Source organism: Bacillus sp. FSL R7-0166, from assembly GCF_038008935.1.
In the GTDB taxonomy this organism is placed as follows: Bacteria; Bacillota; Bacilli; order Bacillales; family Bacillaceae; genus Bacillus; species Bacillus altitudinis.
In genome coordinates this window covers 2809949-2828411 of sequence record NZ_JBBPAC010000001.1, presented here as the reverse complement: position 1 = coordinate 2828411, position 18463 = coordinate 2809949, and the positions used below count along the sequence as shown (strand labels likewise).

Genomic DNA, 18463 nt, shown 5'->3' with positions numbered 1-18463 from the left:
ATTTATAAATAAGAATCTTCTTTTCGTTTAATGACAAAGTTACGGAAACCGCCATAATCATCTTGGACACTTCGTTTGTCCATTTTCACACCAGTGTTGTAAGCGGCTCTTCCGATCAAATGAGCGCCGACTGGTGCGGTCAGAAAGATAAAGACAATCCCAAGCAGGATTTTCGCAGAGATGATCCCTGCAAGAAACCATTCATGAAAGAACACACCAACTAAAATGAGAACAACACCAAGTGTCGATGCTTTTGATGCAGCATGCATACGTGTGTAAACATCCGGCAGGCGAAGGACACCAATGGCTGAAATTAAACAGAGGATAGCGCCAAGCAGAATAAAGAAAATTACGATCGCTTTAGCGATGACGATCATTTTCAATCACTTCCCCTTTCTCAAGGAATTTGGAAAAAGCGACAGTGCCGATAAAGGCAAGAATACCGAGCAGTAAAATAATTTCAAAGAACGTCGTGGTTTTCAGTAAGATAGACACGATGGCTGTCATCCCAATTAAATTGATTCCTATCGCATCAAGCGCACTAACGCGATCAGGAATAGAAGGTCCTTTGATGACCCGTATGACAAAAAGCAAAGTAGACAGCGCAAGAATCCCAAGTGACATTTGCAAGATCAGTTCCATTACTTACCGCTCACCTCCTGAATCGCTTTTTCAAATGATACCCGAATATCGTGGATGGCTTTTTCAGCATCTTCAATATCCATCGCATGAATATATAAAATCGAACGATCATCCGAAATATCGATGACCAGTGTACCAGGTGTTAATGTAATCATATTAGCCAGTATGGTGATTTCCCAATCTGTTTTTAAATCTGTACGAAAGGCGAAAATACCAGGCTTGATGTTAAGCTTTGGAGATAACACCGTCTTGAGTACACTCAAATTAGCAAGAAGTAGCTCTCTGATAAAAATGATGACGAGCTTGAAAATCGCATAAAGGGCATAGCCGTAAAAACGTTGCGGGAAGAATCGCCGCAGCATAAAAATGGCGATCATCCCTAGTGCAAAGCCTGATACAAAGTCTGCAGCTCTGTATGTATCATTCATAAACATCCATGTAAAGGCGAGGAGAGCGTTTAATAATATTTGAAAGGCCATGTTCATCTACTCCTTCAGCACAGCTTGAATATATTTTTCTGGTGTTGAAAGCATTTCCGCAGCTTGATTGATATAAGGTGCAATGAATTCTGTGCCTAATCCAATCGCAAGCGATAAGACAACAAGCAGTACCCCAGGATACACCATTCCTCTAATGGATGGCTTTCTTCTTCGCATATCCTGTTCCTCTCCCCAAAACGCGAGAATGAAAATCCTCATAACAGAATAAAGGACAAGAAGACTGGACAGCAAAACAAGGATAGAGAACGTCATGTACCCAGCAGAAAACCCACCTTCAACAATTTTCAGCTTGCCAACAAATCCACTTAGCGGAGGAATACCCGCAAGTGATAAAGCCGATATGAAGAACATCCAGCCGAGTAGAGGCTGGGATTGAATCAGTCCACCCATTTTTTTTAGATGATTGGTTCCAGCATACACAAACAGTGCCCCTGCGAGCATAAATAGAGCTCCTTTGATCACCATATCGTGAATGAGGTAATAAATGGCGCCTTGAAGTGATGCCGGTGTATTGGCCGCAATCCCAAACAAGATGACACCAACAGCTGTGACAATGTTATAAATCACAATTTTTTGCACATCAGAATAGGCGATAGAGCCAATGACACCGAATATAACCGTTAGAGCGGCTAGCCAGGCCATAATTGTATGTGTAAAACCTGTATCATGTATAAAGATGAGCGTAAAGACTCTGGCAATCGCATATAGCCCGACCTTTGTCAGCAGTGCACCAAACAAAGCTGAAATCGCTGCCGGCGGTGCATGATAAGACCCTGGCAGCCAGAAATAAAGGGGGAAGACCCCAGCTTTTAAGCCAAATACGATCAGGAACAGAATGGCAATCACGGTGATTAACCCTGTTTGCCCAGATTCAGCTATTTTCACACTTAAATCAGCCATGTTCAGTGTGCCTGTGACTGCATATAAACACGCTACGCCAACAATAAATAATGCCGATGAGATAATATTAAACACAATGTATTTCAGTGATTCACGAAGCTGAGGCTTTGAACCACCCAGAACAATGAGCATATAAGATGCCATCAGCAATAATTCAAAGAAGACAAACAGGTTGAAAATATCTCCCGTTAAAAAGGCACCACTGACGCCAGCTAACAAGAATTGGACACCAGAATAATAGAACAGTCGCTCTCTTTCTTTCCCAATCGTTTGAAAGGAAAAAAGAACTGTGACAAGTCCAACAATGGAAGCGGTCAAAACAAGAAGCGCAGCAAACTGATCGGCCACAAGGGCAATGCCAAACGGTGCTTTCCAGCCGCCCAAATAAAGGGTTTGTATGCCGTTTGTGAAAATCGTTTGGACCAAATAGACATTACAGATAATGGCTAAAAGAGATGCAAACACACTAAAGCCTCTCGACAGCATGGTGTTTTTATTCATAAAAATCAATAATGTAGCAGCTAGTAATGGTATTAATATAGGCAGGATCACGAGATTATTCATGCTGATCATTTCCTCTCATTTGATCCATGTCATCTGTTCTCAGCTCTTGGAAGGCACGGAAGGCCATCACGAGCAAAAAGGATGTTACACCAAAAGCAATGACAATGGCTGTTAAAATTAATGCTTGTGGCAATGGATCTACATAGGATGTGAGCCCCTCTTTCAAAATAGGAGGTGCTCCCTTTTTTAAGCCGCCCATTGTTAATAGAAGCAAATGGACGCCGTGACTTAAAACGGCAGTACCGACGATGACCCGCAGAAGGCTTTTTGAAAGCATTAAATAGGTCGCTGCCATAAAAATGATTCCGACGATAATAGACATTAGAAATTCCATTATTCCTTCTCTCCAATCGTTTGAATAATGGTCATGGTGACACCAACAACAACTAAATACACACCGATATCAAACAGGACCGCTGTCGCCAGTTCTGTTTTCCCTAGAAACGGCAGTTGGAAATAATCAAATGCATGGGACAGGAAAGGTGCTCCGAACAGAAAAGATCCCATACCTGTTAGGATGGCAACGAGCAAACCGACACCAGCCACATAAATAAAGTCAAATGGTAAAATGCGTCTGACTGTTTTAAGGTCGTAGGCTAAAAGCAGAAGGACGACAGCACCAGCACTCATCAAACCGCCAATGAATCCTCCGCCAGGATTGTTATGTCCTGCAAGAAATAGGTGAAGTGAGAAAAGCAAGATGATGAATGCTGTAATTTTAGTTGTGACTTGTAAGAGCATATCATTCGTATCAATCTTTCTCATCGCCGTACGCCTCTCTTCCGTTTTCCTTGTGCTTTTACCTTCAATAATCCATAAATACCGAGTGCCGCAATGGCCAGCACTGTAATCTCAAAGAGTGTATCAAAGCCCCTGAAATCGACAAGAATGACATTGACAATATTGTCTCCGCCAGCCAGTTTGTAGCTGTTTTCAATGAAGTACGTTGAAATCGTGTCAAGAGACTGCTGGCTTGTTGAAGCGAAAGCAAGACAGGTGACAACGACTCCAACACCTAATGAGATGATCAAATTTGTTAATTTAAATCTTCGTGTTTTTTGCTTCAGGCTCAGCTTTGGCAAATGATAGAAGCAAAGTAAAAACAGCGCGACAGAAATGGTTTCAATAATGAGCTGTGTCAGCGCAAGGTCAGGTGCTCTGAAAATCACGAAGAACAATGACAGCGTGTAGCCCATAACACCTAGCGCAATAATAGCTGTTAAGCGTGAACGAGCAAATACAGTCGTGACTGTCGCTGCGACCATCACAAGTGAAAGGATGGCTTCGTACGTGCCGATTGATGCAGCGTGCTCAGTTTGAAATGAGAAGGCTTGCTTGTAGAACATCACGCTGCCAAGCACGATAATCATAAACCCAAATACATAGACAAGATAGTCACGAAGGAATCCTGTCATATAGCTGTTTGTTAGGCGGTAAGCCCCTTTTTCTACACCTATAAGCGAACGATCATACAAAGCGTTAAATGACCATTTTTCCTTAAATATGTTGTACATTGGGCGCCATTTTGACAGCGTTAAATAGCCAATGGTACCGAGCGCAACTACACCAATTGTCATGTAAAGCTCTGGCTGGAATCCATGCCACGCTTCAATTTTTACGGCAAAGCGGCTTCCTGTTTGAATGGCTTCTGGAATGATCGCTTGAATGGCAGGTTCAATGATAGAATAGGCAAGAATATTAGGGAAAAAGAAGAACGTGACCACAAGTGCAGCTAAAATAATTGGCGGGATCAGCATACCAATCGGTGCTTCATGCGGTTTTTTCTCTAATTGATCGACATTCAGACGGCCTCTAAATGTTTTGAAGACGATCATCATACTGTAGATGAACGTAAACACACTAGCGAGCCAAGCGATAGCAGGGAAGACAGCCCCCCATGTTGACACATCCGTAAAGCTGATGTCAGAAATCCGGATCATACTTGTGAAAAATAGCTCTTTACTTAAAAATCCATTAAAAGGCGGGAGTCCAGCCATCGAGAATGTACCAATTAACGTAATTGTAAATGTAATTGGCATGATGGTCATTAATCCACCTAATTTGCGAATATCACGTGTACCTGTTTCGTGATCGATAATCCCTGCTGCCATAAAGAGACTACCTTTAAAGGTTGCGTGGTTAATGAGATGAAAAATAGCAGCAAGAACGGCTGCGCCAAAAAAGGCAGGGTTGTTTTCATGAATGGCAGCTGCGCCTACTCCTAGCATGAGCATAATCATCCCGAGTTGACTCACTGTCGAGAAGGCCAGAATGGCTTTCAAATCATTTTGCCGAACGGCGTGGAAAGATCCCCAGAATAGTGTGATAAGTCCGACAATCGAAATGGTCCAAAACCACACCTCTGATATAGCAAAAATCGGACTAAAGCGGGCAACCAGATAAATACCGGCTTTGACCATAGTAGCAGAATGTAGATAACTGCTTACAGGGGTTGGTGCTTCCATAGCATCAGGCAGCCAAATATAAAATGGGAACTGCGCTGATTTCGTGAAGGCCCCTAGTAAAATGAGAACCATCGCAGGGATGAAATAAGGTGATGCCATAATGAGCTGAAGCTGATTGACTGCTTCGCGAATACTGAATGAATCAGTGATCAGGTAAATGAGGATGAAGCCGCCAAGCATAGCTAATCCGCCAAACACAGTAATAAGCAGTGATTTGGTTGCTCCGTAACGAGAACGCTCACGCTTATACCAATACCCAATTAAGAGGAAGGAAGAGATACTCGTTAGCTCCCAGAACAAATAAAGTACGACCATGTTGTCAGAGAGAACAACACCGAGCATAGCGGTCATAAACATTAATAAATACGTATAGAAAGAGCCAAGCTGTTCTTTTTCCTTTGATAAGTAGAAAATACTGTACAGAACCACAAGTGCACCAATACCTGTGATGAGTAAAGCAAATAACAGGCTGAGACCATCTACATACACAGTGAAATTCATCCCTAGAGAGGGAATCCATTCAGCTTGTGAGAACAACGTTCGTCCATTCGAGGTGATCTGGAGCATTTGGATGAAATAGGTAAATAAAAGAATAGGCAAGATGAGAACAAACCATCCTGTATGTATACGCCTTACGTATTTAAAGAGAAAAGGGACGACAAAGGCAAGTAAAAAAGGTGATAGGATGGCGAAGTGAATAAGCTGCAAGAAAATGAACCTCCTTTGATCAATATAAATTCACGTTCTAAAGAACTGGTAACTAAAATTATAGCGTAAATACAGACATAGTGCATTGGTTTGAACTGATTTACGGCAAATCAAAATTGTTTTGAGTTCTTTTGACCACAAAAAATATTTTATCAAAAATGAAACTCGTTGTATATTGTTTTGTATTTCGTACATGCTTTTCTTAAAGGAGCTGATCAAATGAAACGAAAGATCGCCATCAGCTTAAGCATATTCTGCACGATTTTAGGAGGAGCATTCTTGATTGAACGAAATGATCAAAAAAGGTGGCAGGCCGGGAGTGAATGGCCGCTATTTTCTGAACAACTCCTCCATATGACCTATCCGCAGGCGAAACAGTATCCTTTTCAGCCACGGGAGTATATACGAATTGTATTAGCTGATGAATGAGGATGTATGGGAGAAAAGAAATATAAAAAAAGCATGTCCTTTTCGTAAGGGACATGCTTTTTGTTTCTTTTTTTAAGTAAACATTCTAAGTAAGATTGTTGCGCAAATAACGGTTGCTGCTCCGCCAAGACGTGTAGAGACTTGAGCGAAAGGCATAAGGCCCATTCTTCCAGAAGCTGAAAGAATTGCAACGTCACCAGTACCGCCTAATCCACTGTGACAGCCAGTCACAATTGCAGATTCAACTGGATACATGTTCATGAATTTACCAACAAAGTAACCAGAACCAACCATGCCTAGAACAACAGCAATACATACACATACGAAAGGAATCGAAATAACAGTGGCCACATCATCAAGTGGAATGTATAGAATTCCTAAACCAACCATTAGAGGCCATGTAAAGCTTTTCGATACAAACTTGTAGAACTGCTGTGAGCCGTTTTGCAAATGCTGAGGCATCACGTTTAAGTATTTGATTAATGCAGCAAGAACAATCATTAAGATTGGACCTGGAATATGAACAAAACTTTCTAATAAGCCGCCAAAGATAAAAGTTGTACATGCAACAAGCACACCTGCACCCATTAAGCTGAAGTCAACTTTAGTATCCATTTCAGGCTGTTCAAAGATTTCATTTGCTTCTTTTGATTTAACAAGTCGTCCATTCCCGTTTAGTTCAGGACGTTTTTCACCAAGCTTTTTCATTGCGCCAGCACAAATGATGGCAATGACGTTCCCAATAACAGCAGCCGGAATCAATTGAGAAATTAATGACTCTGCTGATACACCAAGAATTTGTGAATAAGCAATTGATAATGGCAATATTCCTTCACCGACACCACCGGCAATAATCGGTACAATGATAAAGAAGAACGAATGATGCGGTGTGTAACCAACTAGAAGACCCACTAGAATTCCAGCAGCTACAGCTGTAATTGTACCTGCAACAAGAGGAACAAACATACGAATAAGGCCTTGTACTAAAACAGTTCGTTGCATCCCAAGAATACTACCTACTACAAGAGCAGATATATAGAAGTATAGGAAGTTTGACGTTTTCATCAGAGACGTAACCGCTTCCAACGAGTTTGGATTCAGAACATGAAAAAAGACCAGGAACGATGGTACGAATAAAGAAAGAATCGCCGGTCCACCAATATCTTTTAAGATTGGAATACGTTGTCCTACATCTCCTAGGAAAATCCCCAAAATCATAATAACAGCGAAACCACCAAGCATATTTGCTGGAATTTTATTAAAATAAGCGGCAGTTAAAATAATCGCTGCAAGTACTATATACACAGGTAGATCAATAACACCAATTTTCCAAGAAAGAATTTTTCGGAAAACGCTTTTATTATTGTCAGAATCGTTTGTAATCGATTTCAATTGTTGTGTATTAGCCACATAAACACCCCCAAATGCTATTTGTCTCAATTGTAGAAGATTCTGTGACACTCATCTATTTATTAAACTAAATTAAGTGTAATAAAAGTAAAATAAACGGGGGTTTTGTCGTTTTTATCATACAAAAATCCCCTGAAGATAGTTTGTCCTTCAGGGGATTGATCATACATGGTATTTATTTATCGTTTTCCTTTTAAATAAGGGGTACCAAGTGCTTTTGGTGCGTCTGCTCGTCCAATGAAGCCAGTAAGAGCTAGGATCGTCAGCACATATGGTGCAATGAGCATGTACACGTTCGGGATATCTTGAAACAGCGGAAGCAGAGAGCCAATGATGCTTAAGCTTTGTGCAAATCCAAAGAATAAAGCAGCGCCCATAGCGCCAAATGGGTGCCATTTCCCGAAAACAAGGGCGGCTAACGCAATGAAGCCTTGTCCTGTAATGGTGGCGTGTGAGAAGTCAAGAGCGATGGTCGATGCATACACAGCTCCGCCAAGACCGCCAAATAGACCACTAATGAAGACGCCAATATAGCGCATCCGGTATACCTTGATTCCCATTGTATCAGCTGCCATTGGATGCTCTCCGACTGCACGAAGTCGTAAGCCAAACGGCATTTTAAATAAAACAAACCAAGCGACAACCGCAAGAACCAATGCGAGAATGGACGTATAATACACATCTTTAAAGAAAATATCACCAATGATCGGAATATCACTTAAAAGGGGAATATCTCCTTTATAGAAAGGTTCTGTAATTTTATCCGTTTGTGCTTTTCCATAAATCAGTTTGACAACAAAAAGCGTAGCACCAAGGGCAAGCATGTTAATCGCAACACCACTGACCGTTTGATCTGCTCTGAACGTAATCGTGGCAACAGCGTGAATGAGTGAGAACACGCCGCCAATGGCCATACCAACAAGTAGACCGAGCCACGGGGTCAAGGCACCAAACGTATCAGCAAACATTAAGTTAAAGATAATACTAGAAAATGCTCCGACGACCATCAAACCTTCAAGACCGATATTGACGACACCTGATCTTTCTGAAAAGACGCCTCCAAGAGCGGTTAAAATAAGTGGTGCAGCATAAACAAGTGTAGCCGGGACGATGATTTCAAGAATTTGCAGAAATCCCACTTATTTTCCCCCCTTTTTCTTCAATTGTTGAATGACAAGACGGATGATATAGCTTGAGGCAACGAAAAGAATAATGATCGCAATCACAATATCAACGACCTCAGTCGGTACGCCAGATTCAAGCGGCATGTTTAAAGCACCGACTTTCAATCCACCAAGCAATAATGCCGCTAAGACGACACCAACAGCTGTATTTCCGCCTAATAAGGCAACAGCGATTCCATCAAAACCAACGCCAGTGAATGATCCTTTAATCGAAGCATATTCAAATGTTCCGAGTCCTTCCATCGCACCTGCAAGACCTGCAAAGGCACCAGAAATGAGCATCGCATAAATGATGTTGCGTCGAACGTTCATCCCAGCATAATGAGAGGCCTGCTGGTTCATCCCAACTGCGCGTAATTCAAACCCTTTAGAGGTTTTCTGGATAATAACCCACATGACAACAGCCGCAATAATGGCAACAAAAATCCCATTATGCATTCTAGAGAAATCAGTGATCTGCTCAAAAAAACCAGATCGAAGGGAAGCTGTTGCATCAATTTTTTCTGTTTTATCTTTATTGTTTGTTAAGACATTTGAGATTAAATAATTTGTGACATGAAGGGCAATGTAGTTCATCATGATGGTGACAATGACTTCATGTACGTAAAAACGAGCTTTTAAAAATCCGGGAATAAAGCCCCATAATGCACCAGCAGCAGCTGCTGTGATCAGTGCAAGAGGCAGATGGATATACATAGGTGCATGGACAGTTGTGCCGATCCATACAGCAGCTACCCAGCCAATCAGCATTTGACCTTCTACCCCGATATTAAATAGGCCTGTCCGAAATGCAAAGGCAACAGCAAGTCCTGATAAAATATAAGGAGTGACTTGTCGGATGGTTTCTCCCATATAATATGTTTCACCGAATACGCCATTCCAAAGGGCGCTATAACCTTCGATGACACTATAACCGCTTGCCAGCATAATGATGGCCCCAACGAAAAGACCAAGTACAATGGCTATAAGCGGAATCAGCAGATTTGTTAAGCGATTAGACATTTGCTTCTTTCCCCACTTCCTGTTGCGTACTTCCAGCCATTAACAGACCAAGTTCTTGCTCTGTTGTTTCTTTTGGATCAACAATGGCAATAATGCTGCCTTCGAAAATAACAGCAATCTTATCACTGACATTGATAATTTCATCAAGCTCAAAGGATATGAGCAGAACAGCTTTGCCTGAATCCCTTTGTTCAATCAGACGTTTATGAACAAACTCAATGGCTCCGACATCAAGTCCACGTGTCGGTTGTGCGGCAATTAATAAATCAGGATTTCGGTCAACTTCACGGCCAATAATGGCTTTTTGCTGGTTACCGCCTGATAGCGCACGTGCTTCTGTATATTCACTAGGTGTCCGTACGTCGTATTCAGCAATGATTCGTTTTGCTTTTTGATAAATATTTTTCATATTCATCAAGCCAAACTTCGAATATGGACGCTGATAATACGTTTGTAAGGAAATATTTTCTCCAATTGAAAAGTCAAGGACAAGTCCGTGCTTATGACGGTCTTGAGGAATATGTCCGATACCAGATTCTGTGACCTTACGAGGCGGGAGATTTTGAATGGCTTTCCCGTTTAGCATGATCGTGCCAGATTCGGATTTTTTCAGACCTGTAATGGCTTCAATTAATTCAGATTGACCATTTCCGTCTACACCCGCAATTCCGACAATCTCACCAGCTTTCACTGATAAATTGAGTTGTTTCACGGCTTCAATTCCTCGCGCATCTTTGACAGTGAGATCTTGAATTTGCAAGACTTCTTCAGCAGGGGAGGCTGCTTTTTTGTCTGTTTTAAATGAGACTTCGCGGCCGACCATTAAACTGGCAAGCTCGTCTTTGTTTGTGTGTTCCACATCAAGTGTACGAATACCTTGCCCTTTTCGGATAATGGTCACGCGATGACAGGCATCCATAATTTCTTTTAGCTTGTGGGTAATTAATATAATGGATTTGCCTTCATTAATTAAGTTTTTCATAATTTGTATGAGTTCTTTTATTTCTTGAGGTGTTAAGACGGCTGTTGGTTCGTCGAAGATCAAGATGTCAGCGCCGCGGTATAGTGTTTTTAAGATTTCTGCTCGCTGCTGCATACCGACTGAGATGTCAGATACTTTAGCGGCAGGGTCTATTTTCAGTCCATAACGGTCAGAAAGTTCCTGCACTTGCTGAATGGCTTGTTCTTTGTCAATCTTTCCAAATTTCTTTGGCTCTTTTCCTAAAATGATGTTTTCAGCCACAGTAAATGTATCAACTAGCATAAAATGCTGATGGACCATTCCAATGCCTAAATCACTTGCATCATTTGGACTAGAGATTGTAACCGGTTTTCCGTGTACCTTGATTTCACCTTTTTCAGGCTGATACAGTCCGAAAAGCACGTTCATGAGCGTTGATTTTCCAGCGCCGTTTTCACCAAGCAGCGCATGAATTTCGCCCTTTTTTAGCTGCAGCGTAATGTTATCATTTGCTACAATGCCAGGGAATTCTTTGCGTATATTCAACATTTCAATGACATAATCCACAGGTTTAACCGCTCCTTTTTTAGGGTGCTGATGAAGATAAAAACTAGCAAAAGAAAAGCTGCAAAACAAGGCTGCAGCTTTTCTTTTACCACCTTTTACGAATAAAGAGGAGGTAAAGGAGAGGCAAGGGGATAAGGCGTGCTTATCCCGATGCACAAATTAAGCTTTAAAATCTTTTAGTTCATCACGTGTTGCAGGGATTTTCACTTCACCCTTGATGATTTTTTGTTTCCATTCTTCGACTTTCTTCAATACATCTTTATCAAGATTCTCTTGAGATGGAGAGATGTCAACGCCGCCTTCTTTCAGACCGTACGTGATGACTTCGCCACCAGGGAATTTACCTTCTTTTGCTTTTGTTGTTAAGTCTTGTACCGCTGTGTCTACTTTCTTAATCATAGAAGTAAGAGTGACACTTTGTTTTGTTCCAGGTACTTTACCTTCGTCATACTGGTCTTTATCAACACCAATGACCCACACTTTGCGGTCAGGATCAGCTTTTTTCAGGTTTTTCGCTTCTGTGAAGACACCAGTTCCAGTTCCGCCTGCTGCGTGGTAAATGACGTCAACGCCAGATTTGTACATACTTTCAGCTGTTGCTTTACCGATGTCTGCTTTATCGAATGCACCAGCATATTTCACTTCAACTTTTGCTTTTGGATTAGCTGCTTCAACGCCTGCACGGAAACCAACTTCGAATTTTCTGATTAATTCAGAATCAACGCCGCCAACAAAACCAATTTTGTTTGATTTTGTAGAAAGAGCCGCTGCCACACCTACAAGGAATGAACCTTCGTTTTCGTTAAATGTAATGCTTGCTACGTTGTCTTTTTTTACAACTGCATCAACGATGGCAAAGTGGTTTTTCTTACGTTGATCAGCAATTTCAGTAATAGAATCTTGCATTAAGAAACCAATTCCGTAAATCAAATCAAATTTTTCACGAGCAAGTGTGTTTAAGTTTGTTGTATAGTCAGCGTCTGATTTAGATTGTAAGTAATCAAAGCCGTTTTTACCTTTTGTTAAATTGTTGTCTTTCCCAAATGCTTGTAAACCTTCCCAAGCAGATTGGTTAAACGATTTGTCATCGACACCACCGACATCAGTTACCATTGCAACAGTGAATTGATCTTTATCTTTTTTGTTTTCACCGCTGTTTGAGCCAGAGTTGCCGCATGCTCCAAGGATGGTTCCTGCTGCTACGACTAAGGACAATGCAAGTCCAATTTTGCGCTTCTTCAAAACATAACCCCCTATAAAATTTAAAAGTTTCAGAAAAGTCTCGCGAAAAAAGACCGACTCTTGCCTTCTCCTATCCTTGTGAAAAGGGTATTTTATCCTGCATTCTTTTAAAATTGATGGAAACAGGAGAGAAGATGTAAGACATCAGACTTATATCTCGTTGAACTAATCAATCATAATTTATCATTTCCCATCGAATAAATAAATAGAAATTTGTTTTATTTTTAAAAAAATGTTAAAAGGCTAAATTCGATGTCTTTTTATGTGCTGAAATATGATATAATGCCGCTTTTATGATGTGCTCTACTACAGTGGAATCACTGATATCAAGGGGTTTGTGACATCGTATGCCATAAAAAAACATCTGGCCTTTGTGAAAGGTCAGATGTGCCAAATTAAAGATATTGCTGAATCAAATTCATGTTGCTTGTATTCAGTTTATATTGGAAAACAGGGCGGCCGATTGTCCCGTATGCCATCTCTACATCAACCACTTCGATATCCTCAAGAAATTTCAAATATTTTCTAATCGAAACTTGGGAGATTTCAGTATGATTGGCTAGGTCTTCGGTCGTGAAAGCCTGCTGACCGAATGATTGAATGCTTGTCCAGATGAGTTTGAGTGTGCTCTTCGTCAGGCCTTTTGGCAGCAGGACTTTTTCCGCCTCTGCTTTTTTATGAAAAAGCTTCGCGTCTAAATCATTTTGCGAGATGCTGTTCATCGTTTGGTATAGGGCATGTTTTCTTTTATATTCTGCCAGTGCTGATTGGAAGCGTTCGAACTCAAAAGGTTTGATTAAATAGTCGACAGCTCCGTTTCGCATCGTTTGCTGTACGACATCCACTTCATTTGCAGCTGAAATGACGATGACGTCAACGGAATGCTTTTGCTGACGAATTTCTGATAATAGGGCGAGCCCATTTTGTCCAGGCATATAAATATCAAGCAATACAAGGTGAATGATTTCTGATTTTAAGATGTCTAGTGCCTTCTGAAATGAGGTGGCAATCCCTTTTAATTCAAAACCTTCTATTTGGGTCAAGTAGCGTTTATTCAGCTCCCCGACCATTGGGTCATCTTCTACGATCAACACATTAATCATGTGAATCCTCCTTTTGTTTATATGGAATACGGAGACTAAAGGTCGTTCCTTCTCCTTTTTCGCTTGTGACGATCATATGTCCGTTCAGTTTTTTGATGCTTTGGTCAACAAAGTAAAGGCCAAATCCTCTGTCTTCTCCTTTTGTTGAAAAGCCTTGATCAAACATAATGTCCTGTTCTTCTTTTGTCAGACCGACCCCTGTGTCTGTAATTTCAATATGAAGCTGCTCTTGGACATATCTGAATGAGATGGAGATATTTTTGTTCTCTGTATGGGAAACGGCATCGAGTGCGTTATTTAACAGATTACCGATGACCGTAATAAGGTCATGTGTGACTGCTGGGTCCTCCGAGTTTGGTACCTGTGTACTGCAATTGGCTTCTAAAGCTGCGCCTTGTTCTCTGATGTAGCTTTGTTTTCCTAGTAAAAACCCCGCTAAGACTGAGTTTTTCACATGGTTGATGATTTCATTTGTTTCTGTCTGCTGATAAATCGCAATATCTTTAATATAGGTGCCAAGGTCATCATAGTTCTTTAGCTGAACCAATCCTAAAATAACATGGAGCTTGTTCATAAATTCGTGTGACTGGGCACGAAGTGCATTGGCATACATCTTCACCCCGCTCAGCTGCTCAGCCAGATGTTTGACTTCTGTTTTGTCACGGAAGGTTGCGATCGCTCCGACAATTTCTCCTTTTACCGTAATCGGCACCTCATTAAAGACCAGCTCTAGTCCGTTCATTCTGACATCGCGATCAAGCAGCGGTTTCCGTGTTTCGATTACTTGCTTTAAGCCGCTTGAAGGAAGAAGGGCCTGTACATCTTGTTCTCTAGGGTCAACCATAATGCCCATATTATGAAAAAGACGTTTAGCTTCTGCATTTGCCAGCTTGATTTTACCGTGCTGATCGACGGCAAGAATGCCTTCTTTTGTTGATTCTAGCATAGCGCTTCGTTCTTTTAATAAGGTGGCAATTTCATCTGGCTCTAGTCCAAACATAATCTTCTTTACTTTACGTGCCACAATGAGTGCACCGATAATGCCAGATAAAAGGCTTAGCGATGTGACAAAGTAGAGCGGGAGCAGGCTTTGATGAATAATTAAATCAATTTCCTTTAATGTAATCCCAACTGCCACAGCCCCGAGCTGCTTGCCATCTTGGTTATAAACAGGAACAAAGGCACGCATGGACTTGCCAAGTGTTCCAGATGCGGTACTAATATGTTCTTTACCCTGTAATGCCGGTTTTTCATCACCGCCAGCAAACCGCTTCCCAATCTTTTGCGGATTCGGATGTGTTTTGCGGATACCGTTCATATCCATGACGACAACGAATTCGGTTTTGGTAATACGCTGAACACTTGTTGTATATTTTCGCAGTGCTGTATATGATTGATCTTTTTCCAATGATTTTGCTGTGATCGGAGCCTCTGCGACCATTTTGGCAGTGGAGAGGGCGATATCACGTTCCTGCTTATGAATATTTTTTGCTGTTTCTGACCAGATCGTAAAGAATGTGATACAGAGGGAGATCAGGACAACAATACAGACAAAGATCGTCAGCCGTGTTTGCAGTCTTAAAGTTTTTTTCACGAGTATACCCCTAACGCGCAATTTTTTCGTAATAGTAATACTTTAACGGGAAAATGTAAGTTTGTGAAGGAATGTACGTGCAAAATCACAAATTTGATTTAGATTCCAGTTTACTTGGAAAGCATCTTGTCAATCCGTTTTAAGTGAGCCATAATAAAAATGAGCTTATGAGAAAGGATCTATTTATGAAAAATACATATTTGACTGGATATTTTCCGCTGATTTCGATTTTGCTATTCAGCTCTGCCTTTTCTATTTTTACAGTAGGTATCACGACTGACTTCTTGACCCAAGCAGGAATTTTAAAAGGAATGCTGGAATTTTTCTCTGAACAGGGCATTCGTCTTGCTTTATTTGCCGCATTTGCACTTGTTTATTTTATGATTTTATCTGCTTTAAAACTCATTGCAGATACGGTGTTAGAGTTGGCGCTGCTCTTTTTTGCAAAGGACCCTGAAGGGGAGAACTTAAAGAAAATTCGGATTGCATCGGTTGTCTATTTGTTTGCCAGCTTACTTGCATTTCTATTGACGCAGCAGCTTATTTTGCTTGTTGGGCTTTTTGTTTTAGCAAGTCTCGTCTATTTTATCTGGGTTGTGGTACGCATTTATCAATCACTTTCCATGCTGAATTTAATTGGGTTTATGATGTTTAATCTGCTGTTTTGGGCCACGTTTTTGATTGGCATTTTGTACTTATTTATTAAGCTTTATAACAGTGTGATGGCGAGTCTGCCAGCTTAATCAGACGAAAGAAAGCATCCTCCGATGATGGAGGATGCTTTTTTTATGGAAGAAACCGCTTCTGAATTTCTGGTGTAGGCATCATACAGGATGTTTTTTGACCAAACCATTTATAGCGATTCTTTGCAATGAGCTGATAAAACCAGTCACGGATTGGACGAGGGATCGCGAGGAGTAAATAGCTCCATCTGTATATCCCTTTTAAATGCCGTGCGGCTTTTAAGATGCCTGTTGACTTCATATAAAGGGTCCCATTTTCAATATAAATGAATGAATTGAACTCGTCTAAAGGCAAGCCGTTTTCTTTTAAAACACGCTGCCCTGTATCTGATTGTAAAGAAGCAAACATCATCCGCTCATTCGGGTCGCGCTTGATGATAAACTGAACAGCACCACTGCACACGTTGCAGACACCGTCAAATAAAATGAAGTGAGAGGGTTGTGTTGAATGCATTGCAATCAAACCTCCTGTTTATCTAGCGTATTGCATAGTTTGTTTCCAAATACGTAAGTGCGGGCTTGAACTATAAATAGATTCAACGGTTCCTCTATCTCTTCCTACCCATACACCCATTGTGTATTGATCTGTCAAGCCAACAAACCAAATGTCTTTGTAGTCATTGGATGTCCCTGTTTTTCCCCCAATGTAAGGAGAATTGAAATTCGCCTTTTTCCCTGTTCCACTTTTCACAACAGATGCAAGCAGCTTGCGCATTGTTTCATTTGTACGCTGAGAGTAGATTTGCTTCGGCGACTCTTTCCACTTGTAAAGGGTTTTGCCGTTTAAGTCTGTGACCTTTGTAATGGAGTGATTTCGCGTATAGGCACCTTGATTGCCAAACACGGTATAGGCATCGGTTATTTCTAGCGGCGAGAAGCCTTTTGTAAATCCTCCAAGTGCAGAAGGGAGACGGTAATCATCTGCGACAATATGTTCGAATGAAAACTTTTCTAAATAGCTGAAGCCTTTTTTGACACCGACTGTATCAAGCATACGAATCGCTGGTGTATTGTAAGAGTTCTTAAAGGCTGTTTCAAGTGTCACAGTTCCATATGTTTTATGACTATAGTTTTGCGGGCAATATCCGCTACTGCAAAACTTGCCGGCACTGATTTTGCTTGATGCCGTGGCACCGGTTTGATCAATATAAGGGCCATAATCTAACAGCGGCTTAATGGCGGAACCTGGTTGTCTTTGCGCTTGATAGGCGTAGTTGAAATCAAACTTTTTATAATTCTTCCCGCCAGCAAGTGCGACGATTTGGTGGGTTTGGTGGTTAATGACTGCTGAACCGCCTTCCACACCTTGATAAGGCAATTGTGCATTGAGCTGATAGACCGCTCTTTGTTGTAAGGAAGGGTCTAGTGCTGTATAAATCTTCACACCATCTTGAAGCAATGCACTGACCTTTTCTGATAATTCTTTTTGAATTGCCTTTTTTGCGCCAGCTGTTTTGGCTTTTTTCAATCGTTTTGTAAAGCCTTCCTGATCAGACACCAGATCGGTAAATTCTTCATTGGCGTATGTCACATAGTCAGGGTAAAGATTTTTCTTTTCACTTAAGGACAAGCTGATTTTTTCTTTCACTGCTTTTTTGTATTGCTTCTTAGTAATGACACCATCTTTTTCTAAAATACCAAGCAGCCGTTCCTGGCGTTTCTTTGTATGTTTGAATTGTTTCAATGGGTCATACAGCGTAGGGTTGTTAGGAATCGCAGAAATAAATGCCATCTGTGCAAGTGTCAAAGAACTAAGCGGCTTATCAAAATAGTAATTAGCCGCAGAACCGACACCGTAAACCCCGTTACTGAAATAAATCGTATTTAAATAGCTTTCGAGAATTTCCTCTTTTGTAAATTTTCGCTCGAGCTCATAGGAATAGAGCAGTTCTGTAAACTTTCGGCTGAATGAACGTTCATGACTTAAATATAAATTACGGGATAACTGTTGTGTGATGGTGCTAGCGCCTTGGCTAATGCCATGGTTTTTCACATTTGCGGCAAGGGCACGAATCACGCCCATAAAGTCAATGCCTTTATGGTCATAAAAGTTGCGGTCCTCTGATCGGAGGAACAGCTCCTTGACGGAATCAGGAATTTTATCGTACTTCACGAAAACACGGTTCTCATCGTTTGATACGATCTCAGAGATAAGAGAACCATCTCGATCATACATATAACTGTTTTGGGAAAAGTCTACCTTTTCCAGCTTGATTTTTTGATCAAGCACTTCGTTAACAGGTTTTACACTTGCGGCTTCTTCCTTTGATAGATAAAAAGTCAGAACAAATAATGGAATGAGGGCAACAAGTAATAACCATCCAATGATTGCACGAAACATGAGGTCACTCACTTTCTTCGGATTTCTAGCCATATCGTACCATTCTTTTGCGATTACGAGAAGGTTATTTTTAGAAAAGAATAGACGTGAAGTCTAGTAAACAAGGCA

The 18463-nt window shown here is 41.0% G+C and carries 18 protein-coding genes; 2 read left to right on the top strand and 16 right to left on the bottom strand.

Annotated elements, in window-relative coordinates; genetic code table 11:
- Nucleotides 1–2: 2 nt before the first annotated feature.
- Genes mnhG through NST01_RS14675 form a run of 7 tightly spaced genes read right to left on the bottom strand, consistent with a single transcriptional unit; the run spans nucleotide 3 to nucleotide 5779 of the window.
- The gene (mnhG, locus tag NST01_RS14705; RefSeq protein WP_003213369.1) at nucleotides 3–377 is read right to left on the bottom strand and encodes a monovalent cation/H(+) antiporter subunit G; all 375 of its coding nucleotides are present in this window, start codon (nucleotides 375–377) and stop codon (nucleotides 3–5) included.
- Entirely contained in the window at nucleotides 361–642 is a 282-nt protein-coding gene (locus NST01_RS14700; RefSeq protein WP_008345849.1) for a Na(+)/H(+) antiporter subunit F1, read from the bottom strand. The genes mnhG and NST01_RS14700 overlap by 17 nt, the downstream gene beginning before the upstream one ends.
- Nucleotides 642–1121: a Na+/H+ antiporter subunit E gene (locus NST01_RS14695; protein WP_341042046.1), complete on the bottom strand. Its 480-nt coding sequence runs from the start codon at nucleotides 1119–1121 to the stop codon at nucleotides 642–644. The genes NST01_RS14700 and NST01_RS14695 overlap by 1 nt, the downstream gene beginning before the upstream one ends.
- Before the next feature lie 6 nt (nucleotides 1122–1127).
- Nucleotides 1128–2606 (bottom strand): Na+/H+ antiporter subunit D, encoded by a 1479-nt coding sequence (locus NST01_RS14690; RefSeq protein ID WP_341042044.1) that lies wholly within the window; start codon nucleotides 2604–2606, stop codon nucleotides 1128–1130.
- Nucleotides 2599–2940, bottom strand: coding sequence for a Na(+)/H(+) antiporter subunit C (locus NST01_RS14685; protein ID WP_003213576.1), 342 nt, complete (start codon nucleotides 2938–2940; stop codon nucleotides 2599–2601). The genes NST01_RS14690 and NST01_RS14685 overlap by 8 nt, the downstream gene beginning before the upstream one ends.
- Nucleotides 2940–3371: a Na(+)/H(+) antiporter subunit B gene (locus NST01_RS14680; protein WP_008345843.1), complete on the bottom strand. Its 432-nt coding sequence runs from the start codon at nucleotides 3369–3371 to the stop codon at nucleotides 2940–2942. The genes NST01_RS14685 and NST01_RS14680 overlap by 1 nt, the downstream gene beginning before the upstream one ends.
- Nucleotides 3368–5779, bottom strand: coding sequence for a Na+/H+ antiporter subunit A (locus NST01_RS14675; RefSeq protein ID WP_046344382.1), 2412 nt, complete (start codon nucleotides 5777–5779; stop codon nucleotides 3368–3370). Before NST01_RS14675 ends, NST01_RS14680 begins: the two co-directional genes overlap by 4 nt.
- Before the next feature lie 219 nt (nucleotides 5780–5998).
- Between NST01_RS14675 and NST01_RS14670 the strand changes: the two genes are divergently transcribed.
- Entirely contained in the window at nucleotides 5999–6208 is a 210-nt protein-coding gene (locus tag NST01_RS14670; RefSeq protein ID WP_019744044.1) for a hypothetical protein, read from the top strand.
- A 72-nt stretch (nucleotides 6209–6280) separates the two neighbouring features.
- Here NST01_RS14670 and NST01_RS14665 read toward each other — a convergent pair whose 3' ends face one another.
- The 7 genes from NST01_RS14665 to malK all read right to left on the bottom strand — a co-directional run bounded on the left by NST01_RS14665 (nucleotide 6281) and on the right by malK (nucleotide 15271).
- Nucleotides 6281–7618 carry a 2-hydroxycarboxylate transporter family protein gene (locus NST01_RS14665; RefSeq protein ID WP_008345838.1) on the bottom strand — a complete coding sequence of 446 codons (1338 nt, stop codon included), beginning with the start codon at nucleotides 7616–7618 and terminating at the stop codon, nucleotides 6281–6283.
- Nucleotides 7619–7797: 179 nt separating this feature from the next.
- Nucleotides 7798–8757 (bottom strand): ABC transporter permease, encoded by a 960-nt coding sequence (locus NST01_RS14660; RefSeq protein ID WP_008345835.1) that lies wholly within the window; start codon nucleotides 8755–8757, stop codon nucleotides 7798–7800.
- Nucleotides 8758–9804, bottom strand: coding sequence for an ABC transporter permease (locus NST01_RS14655; RefSeq protein ID WP_048002202.1), 1047 nt, complete (start codon nucleotides 9802–9804; stop codon nucleotides 8758–8760). It abuts the gene before it with no gap.
- On the bottom strand, nucleotides 9797–11332 hold the full coding sequence (locus NST01_RS14650; RefSeq protein WP_008345830.1) for an ABC transporter ATP-binding protein: 1536 nt from the start codon (nucleotides 11330–11332) through the stop codon (nucleotides 9797–9799). The genes NST01_RS14655 and NST01_RS14650 overlap by 8 nt, the downstream gene beginning before the upstream one ends.
- 159 nt (nucleotides 11333–11491) lie before the next feature.
- Entirely contained in the window at nucleotides 11492–12574 is a 1083-nt protein-coding gene (locus NST01_RS14645; RefSeq protein WP_035701194.1) for a BMP family lipoprotein, read from the bottom strand.
- A gap of 395 nt (nucleotides 12575–12969) precedes the next feature.
- Entirely contained in the window at nucleotides 12970–13677 is a 708-nt protein-coding gene (locus tag NST01_RS14640; protein ID WP_017358952.1) for a response regulator, read from the bottom strand.
- Nucleotides 13670–15271 (bottom strand): malate sensor histidine kinase MalK, encoded by a 1602-nt coding sequence (gene malK, locus NST01_RS14635; protein WP_341042043.1) that lies wholly within the window; start codon nucleotides 15269–15271, stop codon nucleotides 13670–13672. Before malK ends, NST01_RS14640 begins: the two co-directional genes overlap by 8 nt.
- A gap of 185 nt (nucleotides 15272–15456) precedes the next feature.
- On the opposite strand from malK, the gene NST01_RS14630 reads away from it, so the two are divergent.
- A complete protein-coding gene (locus NST01_RS14630) occupies nucleotides 15457–16014 on the top strand; it encodes a YufK family protein (RefSeq protein WP_017367952.1) in 558 nt (185 codons plus the stop codon).
- 43 nt (nucleotides 16015–16057) lie between these two features.
- On the opposite strand, the gene NST01_RS14625 is transcribed toward NST01_RS14630, so the two are convergent.
- Both NST01_RS14625 and NST01_RS14620 read right to left on the bottom strand, forming a co-directional pair.
- Nucleotides 16058–16468: a thiol-disulfide oxidoreductase DCC family protein gene (locus tag NST01_RS14625; RefSeq protein ID WP_035389247.1), complete on the bottom strand. Its 411-nt coding sequence runs from the start codon at nucleotides 16466–16468 to the stop codon at nucleotides 16058–16060.
- 18 nt (nucleotides 16469–16486) lie between these two features.
- A complete protein-coding gene (locus tag NST01_RS14620; RefSeq protein WP_241511424.1) occupies nucleotides 16487–18388 on the bottom strand; it encodes a transglycosylase domain-containing protein in 1902 nt (633 codons plus the stop codon).
- Between the last annotated feature and the right edge of the window lie 75 nt (nucleotides 18389–18463).

Excerpts from the sequence above, each read along its gene's own strand:
- mnhG (WP_003213369.1), bottom strand. The coding sequence starts at position 377 with ATGATCGTCATCGCTAAAGCGATCGTAATTTTCTTTATTCTGCTTGGC.
- NST01_RS14700 (WP_008345849.1), bottom strand. The coding sequence starts at position 642 with ATGGAACTGATCTTGCAAATGTCACTTGGGATTCTTGCGCTGTCTACT.
- NST01_RS14695 (WP_341042046.1), bottom strand. The coding sequence starts at position 1,121 with ATGGCCTTTCAAATATTATTAAACGCTCTCCTCGCCTTTACATGGATG.
- NST01_RS14690 (WP_341042044.1), bottom strand. The coding sequence starts at position 2,606 with ATGAATAATCTCGTGATCCTGCCTATATTAATACCATTACTAGCTGCT.
- NST01_RS14685 (WP_003213576.1), bottom strand. The coding sequence starts at position 2,940 with ATGGAATTTCTAATGTCTATTATCGTCGGAATCATTTTTATGGCAGCG.
- NST01_RS14680 (WP_008345843.1), bottom strand. The coding sequence starts at position 3,371 with ATGAGAAAGATTGATACGAATGATATGCTCTTACAAGTCACAACTAAA.
- NST01_RS14670 (WP_019744044.1), top strand. The coding sequence starts at position 5,999 with ATGAAACGAAAGATCGCCATCAGCTTAAGCATATTCTGCACGATTTTA.
- NST01_RS14655 (WP_048002202.1), bottom strand. The coding sequence starts at position 9,804 with ATGTCTAATCGCTTAACAAATCTGCTGATTCCGCTTATAGCCATTGTA.
- NST01_RS14640 (WP_017358952.1), bottom strand. The coding sequence starts at position 13,677 with ATGATTAATGTGTTGATCGTAGAAGATGACCCAATGGTCGGGGAGCTG.
- NST01_RS14630 (WP_017367952.1), top strand. The coding sequence starts at position 15,457 with ATGAAAAATACATATTTGACTGGATATTTTCCGCTGATTTCGATTTTG.
- NST01_RS14625 (WP_035389247.1), bottom strand. The coding sequence starts at position 16,468 with ATGCATTCAACACAACCCTCTCACTTCATTTTATTTGACGGTGTCTGC.
- NST01_RS14620 (WP_241511424.1), bottom strand. The coding sequence starts at position 18,388 with ATGGCTAGAAATCCGAAGAAAGTGAGTGACCTCATGTTTCGTGCAATC.